At 71.5% G+C, this 16,978-nt stretch carries 16 protein-coding genes; 4 read left to right on the forward strand and 12 right to left on the reverse strand.

Annotation, left to right across the window (positions count from 1 at the left end):
- Nucleotides 1-43 precede the first annotated feature (43 nt).
- The 9 genes from BH708_RS04270 to BH708_RS04310 all read right to left on the reverse strand — a co-directional run bounded on the left by BH708_RS04270 (nucleotide 44) and on the right by BH708_RS04310 (nucleotide 10,405).
- Nucleotides 44-415, reverse strand: a complete 372-nt coding sequence (locus BH708_RS04270; protein ID WP_076806890.1) for an iron chaperone — start codon at nucleotides 413-415, stop codon at nucleotides 44-46.
- A gap of 81 nt (nucleotides 416-496) precedes the next feature.
- A complete protein-coding gene (hemW, locus tag BH708_RS04275) occupies nucleotides 497-1,672 on the reverse strand; it encodes a radical SAM family heme chaperone HemW (protein ID WP_076806892.1) in 1,176 nt (391 codons plus the stop codon).
- Complete coding sequence (locus BH708_RS04280) at nucleotides 1,669-2,421, reverse strand: MOSC domain-containing protein (protein WP_076806894.1); 753 nt, start codon at nucleotides 2,419-2,421, stop codon at nucleotides 1,669-1,671. Before BH708_RS04280 ends, hemW begins: the two co-directional genes overlap by 4 nt.
- Entirely contained in the window at nucleotides 2,421-4,295 is a 1,875-nt protein-coding gene (lepA, locus tag BH708_RS04285) for a translation elongation factor 4 (protein ID WP_076806896.1), read from the reverse strand. Before lepA ends, BH708_RS04280 begins: the two co-directional genes overlap by 1 nt.
- Before the next feature lie 150 nt (nucleotides 4,296-4,445).
- On the reverse strand, nucleotides 4,446-5,387 hold the full coding sequence (locus BH708_RS04290; RefSeq protein WP_076806898.1) for an AEC family transporter: 942 nt from the start codon (nucleotides 5,385-5,387) through the stop codon (nucleotides 4,446-4,448).
- Nucleotides 5,388-5,394: 7 nt separating this feature from the next.
- Nucleotides 5,395-6,663: an enolase C-terminal domain-like protein gene (locus BH708_RS04295; protein ID WP_083713860.1), complete on the reverse strand. Its 1,269-nt coding sequence runs from the start codon at nucleotides 6,661-6,663 to the stop codon at nucleotides 5,395-5,397.
- 53 nt (nucleotides 6,664-6,716) lie between these two features.
- Nucleotides 6,717-8,357, reverse strand: coding sequence for an aldehyde dehydrogenase (NADP(+)) (locus BH708_RS04300; protein ID WP_076806901.1), 1,641 nt, complete (start codon nucleotides 8,355-8,357; stop codon nucleotides 6,717-6,719).
- Between the two features lie 43 nt (nucleotides 8,358-8,400).
- The gene (kdgD, locus tag BH708_RS04305; RefSeq protein ID WP_076810772.1) at nucleotides 8,401-9,372 is read right to left on the reverse strand and encodes a 5-dehydro-4-deoxyglucarate dehydratase; all 972 of its coding nucleotides are present in this window, start codon (nucleotides 9,370-9,372) and stop codon (nucleotides 8,401-8,403) included.
- Between the two features lie 148 nt (nucleotides 9,373-9,520).
- Nucleotides 9,521-10,405, reverse strand: a complete 885-nt coding sequence (locus BH708_RS04310; RefSeq protein WP_076806903.1) for a LysR family transcriptional regulator — start codon at nucleotides 10,403-10,405, stop codon at nucleotides 9,521-9,523.
- A gap of 153 nt (nucleotides 10,406-10,558) precedes the next feature.
- Here BH708_RS04310 and BH708_RS04315 point away from each other — a divergent pair, with 153 nt between their 5' ends.
- From BH708_RS04315 to BH708_RS04330, 4 genes are read left to right on the forward strand one after another with little or no spacing between them, the layout of a single operon-like run.
- Complete coding sequence (locus BH708_RS04315; RefSeq protein WP_076806905.1) at nucleotides 10,559-11,590, forward strand: tripartite tricarboxylate transporter substrate binding protein; 1,032 nt, start codon at nucleotides 10,559-10,561, stop codon at nucleotides 11,588-11,590.
- Nucleotides 11,591-11,642: 52 nt separating this feature from the next.
- Nucleotides 11,643-12,248 carry a tripartite tricarboxylate transporter TctB family protein gene (locus BH708_RS04320; protein ID WP_076810774.1) on the forward strand — a complete coding sequence of 202 codons (606 nt, stop codon included), beginning with the start codon at nucleotides 11,643-11,645 and terminating at the stop codon, nucleotides 12,246-12,248.
- 21 nt (nucleotides 12,249-12,269) lie between these two features.
- The gene (locus BH708_RS04325; RefSeq protein WP_076806907.1) at nucleotides 12,270-13,841 is read left to right on the forward strand and encodes a tripartite tricarboxylate transporter permease; all 1,572 of its coding nucleotides are present in this window, start codon (nucleotides 12,270-12,272) and stop codon (nucleotides 13,839-13,841) included.
- Nucleotides 13,838-14,233 (forward strand): universal stress protein, encoded by a 396-nt coding sequence (locus tag BH708_RS04330; protein WP_076806908.1) that lies wholly within the window; start codon nucleotides 13,838-13,840, stop codon nucleotides 14,231-14,233. Before BH708_RS04325 ends, BH708_RS04330 begins: the two co-directional genes overlap by 4 nt.
- 91 nt (nucleotides 14,234-14,324) lie before the next feature.
- Here BH708_RS04330 and BH708_RS04335 read toward each other — a convergent pair whose 3' ends face one another.
- The 3 genes from BH708_RS04335 to BH708_RS04345 form a co-directional block, all read right to left on the reverse strand.
- Nucleotides 14,325-15,005: a FadR/GntR family transcriptional regulator gene (locus BH708_RS04335; RefSeq protein WP_076806910.1), complete on the reverse strand. Its 681-nt coding sequence runs from the start codon at nucleotides 15,003-15,005 to the stop codon at nucleotides 14,325-14,327.
- A gap of 2 nt (nucleotides 15,006-15,007) precedes the next feature.
- The gene (locus BH708_RS04340) at nucleotides 15,008-16,141 is read right to left on the reverse strand and encodes a mandelate racemase/muconate lactonizing enzyme family protein (protein ID WP_076806912.1); all 1,134 of its coding nucleotides are present in this window, start codon (nucleotides 16,139-16,141) and stop codon (nucleotides 15,008-15,010) included.
- A 140-nt stretch (nucleotides 16,142-16,281) separates the two neighbouring features.
- Nucleotides 16,282-16,968, reverse strand: a complete 687-nt coding sequence (locus tag BH708_RS04345) for a M23 family metallopeptidase (protein WP_076806913.1) — start codon at nucleotides 16,966-16,968, stop codon at nucleotides 16,282-16,284.
- Nucleotides 16,969-16,978: the final 10 nt, after the last annotated feature.

Here is a 16,978-nt window from a genome sequence, read left to right on the forward strand (position 1 = left end):
GAGACCGCCTCGGTCTCCGGGGGCGCTTCGCCGTCGTCGGCCGCTACATCCAGGTCACGCCGCGCTGCTCGTACTCCGCCAGGCGATAGGCGACCATCCGCCGCAGCAGATCCGTGGGCACCGGCTGGTCGTCAGGCAGCTTCACCGTGCCCTTGCCGGTCCCGAACTCCGTGAGCTCGGCGGCGAAGGCCTCCCGGGTGCTCGGCGTGACGGCGAGATTCGCATGGGCGGCGTAGGTCCCCACGATCACCAGGATCATGCCGCTGGGATGGAGGAACGCCGGGTTTCCCCACGTGAGGGCTTCGGTGACCTCGGGCGCGGCCTCGTGGATCAGAGCTCGCAGCTCACGCAGCCGGGAGGCCGCGCGTCCATCGAGGCTCGCGAGGTGCTCGTCGATCGAGGTGGGCTTGGTCATCGCCCCATTTGTGGACCGCGCCACCCGGGACTGACGAGACCCGGGCGTGCGCCGCGCCGGTCAGGGCACGATCGGCGCCGGTCAGGGCACGAGGTCGCGGATCACCGCGTCGGCCAGCAGCCGGCCTGGTCGGGTCAGCACCGCACGCCCGTCGGCGAGGGCCTCGGCATCCAGATGCCCGCGCTCGCGGTGGACCTCGAGCATGCCGCGGGTCCGCTCGGGAACTGTTCCGACGGGGAGCCCGTCGGCGAGCCGCAGCTCGAGCATGATCCGCTCCACCTGGCGGTCCTGGTCGGCGACCTGCTCGGAGTCCGCCACGGGCATCTCGCCGCTCGCGAGCATCCGCGCATAACGACTGGGGTGCTTCACGTTCCAGGAGCGCAGACCGTCACGGTGACGGTGCGCGCCGGGCCCGATCCCCCACCAGTCCCCGCCGCGCCAGTAGGCGAGGTTGTGGCGGGAGCGCTGCGGTTCGGTGCGGGCCCAGTTCGAGACCTCGTACCAGCTGAGGCCGTCGGCCGCGGCGAGATCGTCGATCAGCTCGTACTTGTCCGCCATGTCGTCGGGGTCCGGTGCCTCGAGCTCGCCCCGGCGCAGCTGACGGGCCATCGCCGTGTTCCCCTCGATGATCAGGGAGTAGGCCGACATGTGGTCGACCCCGCAGGCCAGCGCAGCCTTCACGGAGGTCTCGACATCGGCGACGGTCTCCCCCGGTGTGCCGTAGATCAGATCCAGGCTCACGTCGAGACCGGCCTCGCGTGCCCAGGCGACCGCCTGCGGGACCCGCTCGGGGTCGTGGGTGCGATCCAGGGTGGCCAGCACGGACGGAACGGCGGACTGCATGCCGAAGGAGACCCGCGTGATCCCGCCCGCGGCGAGGCGGGACAGGGACGCGCGGGTGACGGAATCCGGATTCGCCTCGGTGGTGATCTCGGCGTCCTGGGCCAGCGGAATCACCGTGCGCAGATGGTCGAGCATCGAGACCAGGTCGTCGGCCGGCAGCAGGGTGGGTGTGCCGCCGCCGAAGAAGACGGTCGAGACCCGCTCGTAGTCGTAGCCGGCGGCGCGATCGGCGGCAAGGGTCAGGTCCATCTCGGCCCGTGCGTTGGCGGGGTACTCCGCCTGGGACCCGCCGCCGCCCAGCTCGGTCGCGGTGTACGTGTTGAAGTCGCAGTACCCGCAGCGCACGGCGCAGAACGGGACGTGGATGTAGACGGAGAGGTCGCGGGGTCGCTCGTCCGCGGACCCCGCCCTCACCGGCCCGTCCCCGGTCCGAGGCCGCGCCCGCTCGAGCGCAGGTGCTCGGGGAAGTCCGTGCTCTCGCCCGCCCGGCGCAGAGCGGTCTCGGCGACGCGGGCCAGGGAGTCGTACAGCACCGTCCCGGTCTCTCGGGCCCAGCCCAGCAGGGCCCGTGCCTGCCGGGCGTCAAGGCCCCGGAAGGCATCGCCGATGGTGACGCCGTGGCCGGGACGGGAGAGCACCTCGATCCCGTCCCCGGCGCGCGTCTCCCCCGGCACCAGCACGCGGAAGTAGGCACCGGCGCGGCCGGCACCGGTGAAGCGGCGGCCCCAGCGGGGGTCCCCGATCCAGGCTGCGAACGTGCCGCAGGGGTTGCGCGGTGTGGTCGCCTCGATCTCGGCACCGCCGATCCGCCAGCGCTCCCCGATCACCGTCTCGTCGGTGTCCTGCCCACAGGTCACGAGGTTCTCGCCGAAGGATCCGTCGGGCAGGTCCAGCTCCCTCTCCCGGGCGTGCGCCAGCCGGGTCTCGCGGGAGAAGGCGTAGACGGCCTTGAACACGCCGCCGTGGTTCTCGCGGTCACCCTGGACATCGCCGAGCACCCCGTGGGTGAGCAGGCGGACGGGCCCGTCGACGGGACGCTTGTCGATCCCGCTCATCAGGCCGCTGGCGGCGACCGGGAACAGCTGGGAGACGGTGCAGACCGCGGCGATCGTCCCGCCTGTGGACTGATCGATCCGGACGCTCAGCGGAGCAGGTGCGCTCATCACTTCTTCTTGGAATCCTTGGGCATATCGCCCTCGTCGGAGGACAGCGCGGCGATGAAGGCTTCCTGCGGCACCTCGACGGAGCCGATGTTCTTCATCCGCTTCTTGCCCTCCTTCTGCTTCTCCAGCAGCTTGCGCTTGCGCGAGATGTCGCCGCCGTAGCACTTCGACAGCACGTCCTTGCGCATCGCACGGATGTTCTCGCGGGCGATGATGCGGGCCCCGATGGCGGCCTGGATCGGCACCTCGAACTGCTGGCGGGGGATGAGCTTCTTCAGCTTCCCGGCCATCTCGACGCCGTAGCCGTAGGCCTTGTCGCGGTGGACGATCGCGCTGAAGGCGTCGACCGGCTCGCCCTGCAGGAGCATGTCCACCTTGACGAGATCCGCGACCTGGGTGCCGGAGACGTCGTAGTCCAGCGAGGCGTAGCCGCGGGTGCGGGACTTCAGCTGGTCGAAGAAGTCGAAGACGATCTCCGCCAGCGGCAAGGTGTACCGCAGCTCGACGCGGTCCTCGCTGAGATAGTCCATGCCGCCGAGATCACCGCGCTTGGACTGGCACAGCTCCATGACGGCGCCGATGAACTCGCTGGGCACCAGGATGGTGGCGGAGGCGAGCGGCTCGGTGATCGAGTCGACCTTCCCCTCGGGGAAATCGGAGGGGTTCATGACCTCGACCTCGGTGCCGTCCTCCATGGTGACCTGGTAGACCACGCTGGGTGCGGTGGAGATCAAGGAGAGGTTGAACTCGCGCTCGAGGCGCTCGCGGATGATCTCCAGGTGCAGCAGGCCCAGGAAGCCCACGCGGAACCCGAAGCCGAGCGCCGTGGAGGTCTCCGGCTCGTAGTTCAGGGCGGCGTCGTTGAGCTTGAGCTTGTCGAGGGCGTCCCGCAGGATCGGGTACTCGGAGCCGTCGATCGGGAACAGACCGGAGAACACCATCGGCTTGGGCTCCGAGTACCCCGGCAGCGGTTCCTCGGCGCCGCGCACCGACGTGGTGATGGTGTCGCCGACCTTGGACTGGCGGACGTCCTTCACGCCGGTGATCAGGTAGCCGACCTCGCCGGGCCCGATGCCCGGGGTGGGATGCGGCTCCGGGGAGCTGACCCCGATCTCGAGCAGCTCGTGGTGCGCCCCGGTGGACATCATGTCGATGCGGTCGCGGGACTTCAGGAATCCGTCGACGACACGGATGTAGGTGACCACGCCGCGGTAGGTGTCGTACACGGAGTCGAAGATCATCGCGCGGCACGGGGCGTCCGGCTCGCCCTCGGGCTCCGGCACGGTGTCGACCACGTGATCCAGCAGGTCCTCGACGCCGAGGCCGGTCTTGCCGGAGACGCGCAGGACGTCGTCGGGGTCCACGCCCACCAGCTGCCCGATCTCGGCGGCGTACCGCTCCGGCTCCGCGCCGGGCAGATCGATCTTGTTCAGCACCGGGATGATGGTGAGGTCGTGCTCCATGGCGAGGTACAGGTTCGCGAGCGTCTGTGCCTCGATGCCCTGGGCGGCGTCGACCAGGAGGATCGCACCCTCGCAGGCGGCGAGGGAGCGGGAGACCTCATACGTGAAGTCCACGTGGCCGGGGGTGTCGATCATGTTCAGGGCGTAGTTCGTGCCGTCGACCTGCCACGGCATCCGGACGGCCTGGGACTTCACGGTGATGCCGCGCTCGCGCTCGATGTCCATGCGGTCGAGGTACTGGGAGCGCATGGCGCGCTCGTCGACGATCCCGGTGATCTGCAGCATCCGGTCGGCGAGCGTGGACTTGCCGTGGTCGATGTGCGCGATGATGCAGAAGTTGCGCAGCCGTTCCTGGGGTGTCGACGCGGGAAGGATGTCCCGGGCCTCCTCGGCCGCGATCCTCGGGGTCACCGGCTACGTCCTCTCCTCGCTGGGTCCGCCGCACGGGCGCGCGGGGCATCGCCACATCGTCTCACGAGGGCCGGTGACTCTCCCAGCCCGCCGCGGCCGACGGACCGACGTCACACGGGGCGGAGCAACCACACACCGGCCGCGCCGGCGTCACCCCAGCGCGAGGGCGACGATCAGCACGGCGGGCAGGCCGAGCAGGGAGCTGAGCAGCAGCACGTCCCGCACGAGGGAGGACCGCAGGCGGAACTGGCTCGCGAACAGGAAGACGTTCTGGGCGGTGGGCAGGGCCGCCATCACCGTGACCGCGAACAGCTCAGTGGCCTCGAGGCCGAACAGGAATCTCGCGACGGCCCACGCGAGAACGGGCATCACGGCGAGCTTCATGGCCGCGGCGAGCAGGACGTCACCGATCATCTCCCGGTCGCCCAGCGGTCGCTTCCCGATCAGGCTCATCCCGAACACGAGCAGCAGCAGCGGGATCGAGGCGTGACCGAGCATCTCGACCGGCGTCCACAGCACCGTCGGCAGGGTGATCCCGGAGACGGACAGGGCCACGGCGGCCGCGGTGGCGACGGTGACCGGGTTCGCGACGGTCGACGCGATGCTCCGCCAGGTCGGGACCGTCGCCGGTGCGGACTCCGGACCCCGGCTGCACCAGGCGAAGATCGTGAGGTAGACCGGGGCGATCACCAGAAGCTGGGCCAGCAGCACGGCCACCACCGGATCGGTGCCGCCCACCGCGTAGATCGCGATCGGCACCCCGATGTTGCCGGCATTGACATACGAGGAGGCCATGGCGCCGCTCGCCGTCTGGCCCGCCGGGCGGCGCAGGGCGAGACGGCTGACCAGCGCGTACAGACCGCCGACCAGCGCTGCGGTGAGCAGAGCGATCGGCGTGAAGACGCCGACGATCGCGCTGAGGTCCGCGTCCGAGACCAGCACCAGCATCAGGGCCGGATTGGTGACGTAGTAGATCGTCGGCTGCAGCCCGCGCTGCATGTCGCTCGCTCTGCTCGGCAGCAGGCCGGCGGCCACGGCCCCGATGGCGATCAGGGCCAGGACGATGCCGAATCCGAGCAGGACCCCGCTCACGCGGCCCCTACCGCACCAGGCAGGGGCGCTTCGGGTCGAACACCCATCCCGGCACCAGGTACTGCATCGCCGAGGCATCGTCGCGGGTGCCGAGCCCCTGCTCGCGGTACAGCGCATGCGCCGCCGCGAGCCGCTCCCGGTCCAGCTGCACGCCGAGCCCCGCGCACTCCGGCACCGTGATCTCCCCGTCCCGGATCGGCAGCGGCCGCGTGGTCAGCCCCTGACCGTCCTGCCAGATCCAGTGGGTGTCCAGCGCCGTGATGTCCCCCGGGGCGGCGGCGCCGACCTGGGTGAACATCGCCAGCGAGATGTCGAAGTGGTTGTTGGAATGCGAGCCCCAGGTCAGGCCGAACTCGTCGCACAGCTGTGCCACCCGCACCGAACCGGCCATCGTCCAGAAGTGGGGATCGGCCAAGGGGATGTCCACCGCGTCGGTGCGCACCGTGTGCGCCAGCTCGCGCCAGTCGGTGGCCACCATGTTGGTCGCGGTCGGCAATCCGGTGGCGCGGCGGAACTCGGCCATGGTCTCGCGGCCGGAGAACCGGCCTTCGGCGCCGACGGGGTCCTCGGCGTAGGCCAGCACCCCGTCCAGGCGCCGGCCCAGACCGATCGCCTCCTGGAGCAGCCAGCCGCCGTTGGGATCGATCGTGATGCGGGCCTCGGGGAAGCGCTCCTTCAGCGCGATGACCGCCTCGGCCTCCTCCTCGCCGGCCTGGACCCCGCCCTTGAGCTTGAAGTCGCGGAACCCGTAGCGGTCCCGCGCCGCCTCGGCCAGGCGGACGATCGCCTCGGGCGTCATCGCCTCCTCGCGGCGCAGGCGGCTCCAGTCGTCGCTGCCGTCGCTCTCGCGCAGGTAGGGCAGGTCGGTGCCGTCGGAGTCGCCGACGTAGAACAGGTAGCCCAGCACCGGCACCGCGTCGCGCTGTCGGCCACTGCCCAGCAGCTCCGCCACGGGAACGCCCAGGAACTGGCCGTGCAGGTCCAGCAGCGCGGACTCCAGGCCGGTCACGGCGTGGATGGTGGTGCGCAGGTCGAAGGTCTGATTCCCGCGCCCGCCGAGATCGCGATCGGCGAAGGTCCTCGACACCTCCCGCAGCAGCGACCGGAACTGGGCGACGGGTCGGCCGACGACGAGCTCGGCGGCCTCCGCGAGAGTGGTCCGGATCAGTTCTCCGCCGGGGACCTCGCCGAGGCCCTCGCGGCCCTCGGAGTCGGTCGCGATGACGATGTTGCGGGTGAAGAACGGTCCGTGCGCGCCGGAGAGGTTCAGCAGCATCGAGTCGTGCCCGGCGACCGGGACGATCTCGAGGTCGACGAGGGTAGGGCCGCTCACGCCTCCTCCCCCGCGGACTCGAGGAGACCGTCGCGGCGACGGGTGAGGTGCCACGGATTGTCCTCTCGCAGCGGTGCCGGCAGCAGCTCGTCAGGGATGTCCTGGTAGGCGACGGGACGCAGGAAACGGTCGATCGCGAGGGTCCCCACCGAGGTCGTGCGGCTGTTCGAGGTCGCAGGGAAGGGCCCGCCGTGGACCATGGCGTGGCCGACCTCGACCCCGGTGGGCCAACCGCCCGCCAGGATCCGTCCGGCCCGGTGCTCGAGCACCGGCAGCAGCGGCGCCGCCGCGGGATGGTCGGCCTCGGTGAGATGAAGGGTGGCGGTGAGCTGTCCCTCGAGGTGCTCGGCGGCGTCGAGCAGCTCGTCGGCCGAGGAGTAGCGGATCAGCAGCGAGGCCGCGCCGAAGACCTCCTGCTGCAGCACGTCGTCGGAGAGGAAGGTGGCCACGTCGGTGGCGAACACGGCCGGTGCCGGTGCGTTCTCGCTCTCGCCGGCGATGCCGCGGGCGAGCAGTTCGACACCGGCCCGTCCGCCGAGCTCCTCGACCCCGGCGGTCCACGAGTCCGCGATCGCGGCGGTGAGCATCGTCTGTCCCGAGGTGGTCCCCAGCGCCGTCCGGACGGCGCTCGCGAAAGCGTCGCCCGCCGGGCCGGATGGGACGAACACCAGACCGGGTGCGGTGCACAGCTGTCCGCTGGATCCGGTCACGGAGCCGACGAAGGCCGTCGCGAGCGCCTCGACGTCGCCGCGCAGGGCGCCGTCGAACAGGAACACGGGATTGATCGAGCTCATCTCGGCGTAGACCGGGATCGGCACGGGCCGGGCGGCGGCCGTCGCCACCAGGGAGAGCCCCGCGCCACGGGAGCCGGTGAAGCCGACGGCCTGGATCGCCGGGTCGGCGACCAGGGCCTGGCCGATCAGCGAACCCTGCCCGTACACGAGCGAGAACACGCCGGGGTGCAGGCCCGTCTCGGCGACGGCATCGGTGACAGCGCGGCCGACGATCTCGGCGGTCCCCGGGTGGGCATTGTGGGCCTTGACCACGACGGGGCATCCGGCGGCCAGCGCCGAGGCCGTGTCGCCGCCGGCGGTGGAGAAGGCGAGCGGGAAGTTCGAGGCGCCGAACACCGCGACCGGCCCCAGGGGGACGGTGCGCTGGCGGATGTCGGCGCGCGGCGACGGGGTGCGCTCGGGCCTGGCCGGGTCGATCCGCGCACCGTGGTGGTCGCCCTGGCGCACGACGCCCGCGAACAGGCGCAGCTGACCGGTGGTGCGGCCCCGCTCGCCGGTCAGCCGGGCCCGGGTCAGTCCGGTCTCGGCCATCGCGCGGTCGACCAGCTCCTCGCCGACCGCGTCAAGGTTGTCGGCGATGCGCTCGAGGAAGGCTGCGCGGTCCTCGGGGGCCAGGCCGCGGAAGGAGGCGAAGGCGGCCTCGGCCGCGGCGGTGGCGGTGCGGAGCTGGTCCTCGTCGATCAGGGCGTAACCGGGCTCGAGGATCTCCCCTGTGGCGGGGTCGACGCCGTGGACAGTGGCTCCGGCGCCGACGACGGACTCGCCGGCGAGGATCGAGCGACCGGTCGGGATCGCCCGGGTCGAGGTGGTCGAGGTGTGCGAAGTGGTCGTGGTGTCAGTCATCGGTGCTCCTTCGGGACAGCGACGGCGGGGGCGGGGCGGTCGGTCAGGCGGGCTGCGCGGCGGAGGGGACGCCGGGCAGCTCGGCGCCGCTGCCGGGGCGGACGCCGGCGGCGTCGATGAGCGCGGAGAGGTCGGCGATGTCGCGCTCGGTGAGGTCCTGCAGCGGGCTGCGGACCGGGCCGACGTCACGCCCGACGGCAGCCAGCCCGCCCTTGATGATCGAGACGCCGTATCCCTTCACGCGGTTGCGGATCTCCAGGTACGGCAGGACGAACCGTTCGAGCTTCTCCGTGACCGCGGCGCGATCCTGATGGCGCACGTCACGGTAGAACGCCAGGGCGAACTCGGGCACGAAGTTGTACATGGCGGACGAGTAGGTGCTCATGCCCAGCTGCAGCAGCGGCAGGGCGAAGACCTCGGCGGTGGGCAGACCGCCCAGATAGAACAGTCGATCGCCGTTGCGGGTGCAGACGCGGGTGAGCTGCTCGATGTCACCGATCGCGTCCTTGAAGCCGATGAAGTTCGGATGGCGCTGCGCGAGGCGCGCGACGGTCCCGGCGGAGTAGACGGCATTGGCGCGGTTGTAGACGATGACGCCGAGGCGGGTGGCGGAGCAGACGGCGGCCACGTGGGCGCCCAGTCCCTCCTGGTCGCATTCGGTCAGGTAGGGCGGCAGCAGCAGCAGGCCCTCGGCGCCGGCGGCCTCGGCGTCCCGGGCGTTCTGGACGGCCTGGGCGGTGGACCCGGCGGCCGAGGCGAGCACGGGGACGCGGTCCCCGACCTCCTCGACGGCGGCGCGGGTGACGGTCGCGGCCTCGGCGGGGGTGAGGCTGAAGCCCTCCCCGGTGCCGCCGGCGGCGAAGAGGCCCGCGACGGGGAAGCTCGCCTGCCACGCGAGGTGCGTGCGGTAGGCGGTCTCGTCCACGGCGAGAGCGGCGTCGAACGGGGTGACCGGGAACGACAGCAGCCCTTCCTTGAGGGTGTCGGCGAGTTCCAGGGGGGTGTAACGGGCCACGTGCATCATCCTTCGGGCGAGGCGCCGGGTGGCGCGGACGGGGTCGTGCCCCGACCGTAAGAACATCTGGTGATGCCTGTCCAAGCCCGATTCGGCATCCAGTGATGCCATACGGGTATTGCCGACCGCGCCGTCGCGGCGACGACCCTCAGCTCGAGATGGTCCGGAGCGCCTCGAGGACGCGGAACAGCGCGGGGTTGTGGGCGCGGCGGCTCCAGATGGCGTGCAGCTCGACCGCGTCGGGGGCGAGGTCGGCCAGCCGCAGGTACTCGACGCCCTCGATCCCGAGCACGCGTGCCGATTCCGGGACGAAGGCGACGCCTCGGCCCGCCGCGACCAGCGAGATCATCGTGAGGATCTGGCTCACCGTGTGCACGACATTGCCGTGCTCGACCGGCAGCTGTCGGATGACCAGGTCGTAGAAGTACCGCGCGCGGGTGGGGTGGTGCATGATCAGCGGCTCGTCCCCGAGATCCGACGTGTGCAGCCCTCGCCCCAGGCGGGTCAGCGGATGGCCGGTCGGGACGGCGAGCAGGAGGTGCTCGGAGAACAGCAGCCACGACTCGAACAGCTCGGAGTCGAACGGCGGCCGTGCGAGCCCGAGATCGAGATCGCCGGCCTGCAGAGCACTCACCTGCTCGCCGGTGACCTGCTCCTCGAGGGTGAGGTCGACATCCGGCAGGGCACCGGTGATCTCTCTCAGCAGCGGGCCCAGCAGGCTGAACCCGGTCGCGGCCGTGAAGCCGATCCGGATCTCGCCGGCGCGGCCCGAGGCGATCCGTCGCGCCGCGGCCGGAGCCCGGTCGGCGGCGACCACCAGCCGCCGCGCCTCGGCCAGGAATGCTTCTCCGGCCGCGGTCAGCGACACCTTCCGGCTGTCGCGCTCCAGCAGGGCGACACCCACGCTGCGCTCCAGCTTCTGGATCTGACGGCTCAGCGGCGGCTGGGTCATCGCGAGCCGCTCCGCGGCGCGGCCGAAGTGCAGCTCCTCGGCGACGGCGATGAAGTGGCGGGCCTGGTCCAAGGTGAACACGATGCACTCCAGGTATCACTCGATGCCGTAACGGGCTTGGACAGGCATCGTAGACGCTCTCTACGGTCGACGCATCGCAGCATTCGTGGTCCGGTGCACGCCGACCGATCGCCGCCCCACCGAACACCGCCGTTCCGACCCAGGAGATCCCCCGTGTCCTTCACCCCGAATCGCCGTTCCGTCCTGGGGCTGTCCGCGGCCTCCGCGACCGCCCTCGCTCTCACCGCCTGCGGCGGGAACCTCGCCTCCGGGTCCGGACCCGAGGATGCCGCCTCCGACTCCGGCGGCGGAGGCGACTTCCCGTCCGGCGCGGTCACCCTGCACGTCGGTCAGGCCGCGGGCGGATCCACCGACCGCATCGCCCGCGCCACGGCCGACGGCCTCAGCGCCGAGCTCGGCGTCTCCGTGCCGGTGGTCAACAGCCCCGGCGCCAACGGTGCGCTGGCGACGCAGGAGGTGGCCGGGATGGCCCCCGACGGGCAGAACCTGATCCTGCTCAACGCCACCCTGATCACCATCACCCCACTCGCCCTGGGCGAGGACGAGGTCCCCTCGCTCGACGACCTGGACGTGCTCAAGGGCCTGTCCCAGGACGACTACATCCTGGTCGCCAGCGCGGAGTCCGGATTCACGACCCTCGAGGACGTCAAGGCCGCCAGCGGCGACCTCACCATGGGGACCACCGGCGTCGGCACCGGCTCCCAGCTGTCCCAGGCGATCCTGTTCGCCCAGGCAGGCATCGAGGGCAGCGAGGTCCCGTTCGACTCCGGCTCGCCCGCTCTGACGGCGGTCATGGGCGATCAGGTCGATGTCGCCACCATCCAGCTCGGCGAGGCGAAGCCGCAGATCGATGCCGGCACCGTGGTCCCGATCGTCATCTTCTCCGAGGAGCGCAACACCTACCTGCCCGACGCTCCCACGGCGATCGAGGAGGGCTACGAGGTGCCGGTCTCCCAGTACCGGGCGGTCGCCGCTCCGAAGGGCCTGCCCGAGGACGTCAAGAAGACGCTGATCGCCGGCATCGACGCGACGCTGGAATCGGAGTCCTACCAGGAGTTCAACGAGAAGAACATGTTCACCCCCACGGGCATCTCGGGCGAGGAGGTCCTCACGACGTGGAACGAGCTGGCGACGACCTACCGCGAGCTGACTGAGCAGCACGGCATCTCGCTCGCCGCGGAGTGAGCGAGCAGGCCGTCCATCCACCGACCGGAGGCGCACGGAGATGAGCCGCACCATGACCCCACCCACCGACCGCAGTGCCGGCCCGGCCACCGACGACACCGCGCCCGAGGGCTCTGCCGCGGATCCGGGCCCGGATGCCTCGGACCAGGCCGTTGCGGCCCATGCCCTCGGCCCGGCCGACGAACCCGACCTCGTCATCCACGAGGAGGACGGTCCGGGGCCTGCCGGCCCGGGGGCCAATCTCGTGGCCGGCCTGGCCGCGCTCGCCCTGGCCGTCTTCGGCGTCGTCGGCGCCGTCGGGCTCGGAGTGGGCTCCCCCGCCCGACCCGAGCCCGGGACCTGGCCCTTCGTGATCAGCGTGGTGATCGGTGTGCTGGCGCTCGCCCAGCTGCTGGTCGGTCGTCGCGGCAGCGGCGGCGAACGGTTCTCGCGGGCCTCCCTGATCCCCGTCGTCGGGTTCCTGACCCTGCTGGCGATGGTGGCCCTGATGCCGGTGGTCGGCTTCGAGATCCCCGCCGCGCTGCTCTGCTTCGTCTGGCTGAAGATCCTTGGCGGTGAGTCCTGGCGGTCCGCGCTGCTGGGCTCGGTCTTGATCCCCGTCGCGTTCTACCTGATCTTCATCGCGGCGCTGGGCACCTCCGTCCCGCACCTGTTCTGACCGCCGACCCGGAGACACACCATGGATTTCCTCCAGCCGGTCCTGGACGGCTTCGGCACCGTCACGGACCCCACGAACCTGCTGTACTGCCTGCTCGGTGTCGTGATCGGCATGCTCGTCGGCGTCCTGCCGGGCCTCGGCCCGGCGGCGACCATCGCGATCCTGCTGCCGCTGACCTACGCCGTCGAGCCGGTCACCGCGATCATCCTGCTGGCCGGCATCTTCTACGGCGCCCAGTACGGCGGGACGATCACCTCGGTGCTGCTGCGCCTGCCCGGCGAGGCGTCCACCGTGGTCACCACCTTCGACGGCTACGCCCTCGCCAAGCAGGGCCGGGCCGGCACCGCACTCGGTGTCGCCGCCATCGCCTCGTTCGTCGGCGGCACCGTCGCCATCATCGCTCTCACCGTCCTGGCGCCGCTGGTCGCCGGCTTCGCGCTGGACTTCGGCCCGCCCGAGTACACCGCTCTGGCACTGGTGGGCATCCTGCTGGTCGCCACCATCTCCAGCGGATCGAAGCTCAAGGCGATGATCGCCGCAGCGATCGGCCTGCTGCTGGCCACCGTCGGCCGGGACACCTTCACCGGTGCCGAGCGCTACACCTTCGACAATCTCTCCCTGGCCGACGGCATCAGCTTCGTGACCGTGGCGATGGGGCTGTTCGGCGTCGGCGAGATCCTCGCCAACATGGAGGAGCGTCACCGCACCGCACAGTCCCCGATCGCCGTCGAGAACGTCTGGCCCACCCGCTCGGACCTGAGGACCTCGATCGCCCCGGTCGGCCGCGGATCCGTGCTCGGCTTCTTCCTCGGCATCCTGCCCGGAGGCGGCGCCACCATCTCGTCCATGGCCGCCTATGCGATGGAGAAGAAGCGCGACAAGCATCCTGAGCGCTTCGGTCGGGGCGCTGTCGAAGGGGTCGCCGCGCCGGAGTCGGCCAATAATGCGGCCGCGACCAGCTCCTTCATTCCGCTGCTGACGCTCGGCATCCCCGCCAACGCCACCATGGCCGTCATCTTCGGGGCCCTGCTGATCCAGGGCGTCACCCCTGGCCCGCAGCTGATCACCGATGACCCGGAGCTGTTCTGGGGCGTGGTGAACTCGATGTACATCGGCAATCTGATCCTGCTGATCCTGGCGATCCCGCTGGTGGGCCTCTTCGTCCGCATCCTGCGGGTGCGCGGAGCGATCCTGGCCCCGATCACGGCGCTGATCACCCTGCTGGGCGCCTACACGGTCCGCAACTCGATGTTCGACGTGCTGCTCGTGGTGCTGTTCGGAGCGCTGGGCTACCTGATGAAGAAGTTCGCCTTCGAACCGGGGCCCCTGGTGCTGGCCTTCGTGCTGGGAGCGTTGCTGGAATCGAATCTGCGACGGTCCCTGCTGGTCCTCGGCGGCGACCTGACCGGGTTCGTGACCCGCCCGATCACGGCCGTGCTGCTGGCGCTGTTCGTCGTCGTCGCCGTCCTGCCGATCATCCGCTCCGCCTCCCGCCGCCGCACCCCCTCAGGACCGTCCACGCCCTCCGGCACCACCGCCGGGCCCTCCGGCGCCGCCGCGGACGCGGAGCAGAACACCAAGGAGAACGCATGACCATCGTGATCGCCTATGTCCCGACCCCGGTCGGGGAAGCCGCCGTGGCCGCCGGCATCGAGCAGGCGCGCCAGCGCGACGAGGATCTGCTGATCGTCAACTCCCGCCGGGAGGGGGTGGCGGTGGACCAGTCCGCCGCGAGCGATGCCGACCGCGACCGCCTGCACGAGCAGGTCCGGGCGGCCGGTGTTCCGGTCCAGTTCCACCGCCAGCATCACGGTGACGACGTGGCCGAGGTGATCCTCGAGCTGGCGGCCGAGCGGGACGCCTCCATGATCGTGATCGGCGTGCGCAATCGCTCGCAGGTCGGCAAGTTCATCATGGGATCGACCGCGCAGCGCATCCTGCTGCAGGCCGACCGCACGGTGCTGGCGGCGAAGCTGCCCGCGTAACAGGTGTCATCCCGAGTCTGGGCGCTCCGCCGGCCGGGAGCTCACCGCCGGTCGGAGCTTCCCCGGGGCACGCTCGCCGCAGGGCAGCCGCTCACTGGCCCGCCAGCCGCCGCCGCGATCCCACCAGGTGCGTGCGCATCGCCGCATCCGCCGCGCGGGCATCGCCGGCCGTGATCGCCGCCAGGACGGCGGCGTGCTCGTGACGGACGGTCCCGTCGGTCGTCGCGGAATCCGCGGATGCCTCGAGACGTCGGCGCGGCATGGCGATCATCGTCGGCCCGAGAGCATCGACCAGGTCGAGGACGAAGGGGTTGCCCGACGCCTCCGCGACGGCGCGGTGAAAGGCGAAGTCGTGCTCGAGCGCGGCGGCCGGTGCCCCGACGACCTCGGCGAAGCGGGCCAGGGCATCGCCCATCGCGGCGAGGTCCGCCTCGCTGCGACGCTCGGCGGCGAGGGCGGCCGCCTCGGATTCCACCGCGGTGCGCAGCTCCAGCAGGGCGCGCCGGTCCGCGACCGTGCGGACCGGTCGGGCCGGCCACGCGCCCTCGGAGTCGGCCGGCGGGGTCAGCGCGTAGCTGCCCGCGCCGCGTCGGGTGCGGACCAGCCCGTCGGCCCGCAAGCGGGTGATGGCTTCGCGGACGACGGTGCGGCTGACGTCGTGGGCGGCGATGAGCTCGCTCTCGCTGGGCAGCTTCTGGCCGGGCGCGATCTCGCCGTCGACGATGCGGCGGCGCAGCTCCTCGACGAGGGCGGCGGTGCGGTGCGCGGCCATGATCAGGCCGTGCCGAACTCGACCGACTCGGTGGTCCAGGCCCGCGCCTGTCCGCTCAGGGTGATGCCGAGGCCGGGTCGGTCGGGGACCAGCATGCGGCCGTCACGGGTCTCCAGCCGCTCCTCGAACAGCGGGTCGAGCCAGTCGAAGTGCTCGACCCATGTCTCGCGCGGGTAGATCGCGGCCAGGTGCAGGTGGATCTCCATCGCGAAGTGCGGGGCGAGATCGAGGCCGGCGTGGTCGGCGAGGGTGGCGAGCTTCAGGAAGGGGCTGATCCCACCGACCCGCGGGGCATCGGGCTGGAGGACGTCGCAGGCCCGGGCGTCGATCAGACGCTCGTGCTCGGTCACGGAGGCGAGCATCTCCCCGGTGGCGATCGGGGTGTCCAGGGCGCTCGCGAGTGCGGCGTGGCCCTCGGCGTCCTCGGCGTCCAGCGGTTCCTCGATCCACACCAGATCGAACTCCTCCAGCGCCCGCCCCATGCGCAGGGCGGTGCGCCGATCCCACTGCTGGTTCGCGTCGACCATCAGCGGGATCTCCGGACCGAGGTGCTCGCGGACGGCGGCGACCCGGCGCAGGTCCTCGGCGCCGTCGGGCAGGCCGACCTTGATCTTGATCCCGCCGATCCCCTCGGCCAGGGAGCGGTCGGCGCGCTCGCGCACCTCGTCCAGCGAAGCGTGCAGGAATCCTCCGGAGGTGTCGTAGGTCCGCACGCTGTCCCTGTGCGCCCCGAGCAGCTTCGCCAGCGGCAGCCCTGCGCGCTTGGCCTTGAGGTCGTACAGCGCGATGTCGATCGCCGCCAGCGCCTGGGTGGCGACCCCGGAACGGCCGACGGAGGCCCCGGCCCAGAGCAGCTTCGTGTACAGCTTGGCGATGTCGCTGGGGTCCTCCCCGATCGCCGCCTCGGCGACCTCCTTCGCATGCGCGTACTGCGCCGGACCGCCGGCACGCTTGGAGTAGCTGACGCCGAGGCCCTCGTGTCCCTGCTCGGTGGTGATCTCGGCGAAGAGGAAGACGACCTCGGTCATCGGGCGCTGACGCCCCGTGAAGACCTTCGCGTCGGAGATCGGGGTGGCCAGCGGGAGGGTCGCCGTCGACAGGCGGAGGTGGCGGATGGCATCGGGCGTGTACGTCATGGCAGTCCTTCGTCGGGCGGTCGAGATTCACCTATCATACAAGTCGGTGACCTGTTTCATACGTGTTGCGGGCACGTCGATCCCGCCCGGCCGTGCCCGCCTCCTCGACCCCACGGACTCCTTCGACGCCGGCGACCCGCTCATGGCATGTCGAGCACCGTGCCGTTGCGCGGCAGACCGCCCGGGAAAGTGATCGCCACGGCGCCCGCGGCCGAGGGGTCGGCGGCGGTCATGGCCTGCAGGTGCAGGTGCGGCTCGGTGCTGTTGCCGGAGTTGCCGCAGCCGGCCAACCGCTCCCCGGCCGCGACCCGCTGCCCGGGACGCACGACGAGGCTGCCGCGCCGCAGGTGGCACAGGGCGAGGTACACGACGCGGACGTCGCCGGACGCACCGGTGTCGGCTGGGTCGCCGGGAGCACCGTCGTGGGTCGACATCCGCGGCGCCGTCGCCCGCAGGATCACGTGGTTCCCGGCCAGGCCGGCCCAGCCGTCGGCGAGGCGGCGGCGCTGGGTCAGCGCGTAGCCGACCGACGGCAGACCCCGACGGGCCGGATGGTCCGGCTCGCCGTCGTGGGCCGCCACCACCTCGCCGTCCAGCGGCGCCAGCAGCTCCCGCCCGAACCCGGGGAACGCCTCGGGGGGCTCCGGGGCCACCAGGGAGCGCAGGCGCACCGGTGCGGTGCGGCCGCGGTCGTCGGCCGGGACCAGGTCGATCGAGTGGTCCAGGGCGAGCAGGGAGATGCCGTGGCTGGGCACCCGATCCGCAGGGCTGTTCTGCACCAGCCAGCGGCCGTGGCCCGGATGCCCCAGAAGCAGCGGCGCTGTCATCCCTGCTCTC

This window comes from Brachybacterium sp. P6-10-X1, from assembly GCF_001969445.1.
Lineage (GTDB): Bacteria > Actinomycetota > Actinomycetes > Actinomycetales > Dermabacteraceae > Brachybacterium.

Bases quoted from the DNA above. Each gene is read 5' to 3' on its own strand.
- BH708_RS04340 (WP_076806912.1), bottom strand. From the start codon at position 16,141: ATGACGTACACGCCCGATGCCATCCGCCACCTCCGCCTGTCGACGGCG.
- BH708_RS04270 (WP_076806890.1), bottom strand. From the start codon at position 415: ATGACCAAGCCCACCTCGATCGACGAGCACCTCGCGAGCCTCGATGGA.
- BH708_RS04295 (WP_083713860.1), bottom strand. From the start codon at position 6,663: ATGCTGCTGAACCTCTCCGGCGCGCACGGACCGTTCTTCACCCGCAAC.
- BH708_RS04345 (WP_076806913.1), bottom strand. From the start codon at position 16,968: ATGACAGCGCCGCTGCTTCTGGGGCATCCGGGCCACGGCCGCTGGCTG.
- BH708_RS04280 (WP_076806894.1), bottom strand. From the start codon at position 2,421: ATGAGCGCACCTGCTCCGCTGAGCGTCCGGATCGATCAGTCCACAGGC.
- BH708_RS04300 (WP_076806901.1), bottom strand. From the start codon at position 8,357: ATGACTGACACCACGACCACTTCGCACACCTCGACCACCTCGACCCGG.
- BH708_RS04320 (WP_076810774.1), top strand. From the start codon at position 11,643: ATGACCCCACCCACCGACCGCAGTGCCGGCCCGGCCACCGACGACACC.
- BH708_RS04335 (WP_076806910.1), bottom strand. From the start codon at position 15,005: ATGGCCGCGCACCGCACCGCCGCCCTCGTCGAGGAGCTGCGCCGCCGC.
- BH708_RS04325 (WP_076806907.1), top strand. From the start codon at position 12,270: ATGGATTTCCTCCAGCCGGTCCTGGACGGCTTCGGCACCGTCACGGAC.
- BH708_RS04330 (WP_076806908.1), top strand. From the start codon at position 13,838: ATGACCATCGTGATCGCCTATGTCCCGACCCCGGTCGGGGAAGCCGCC.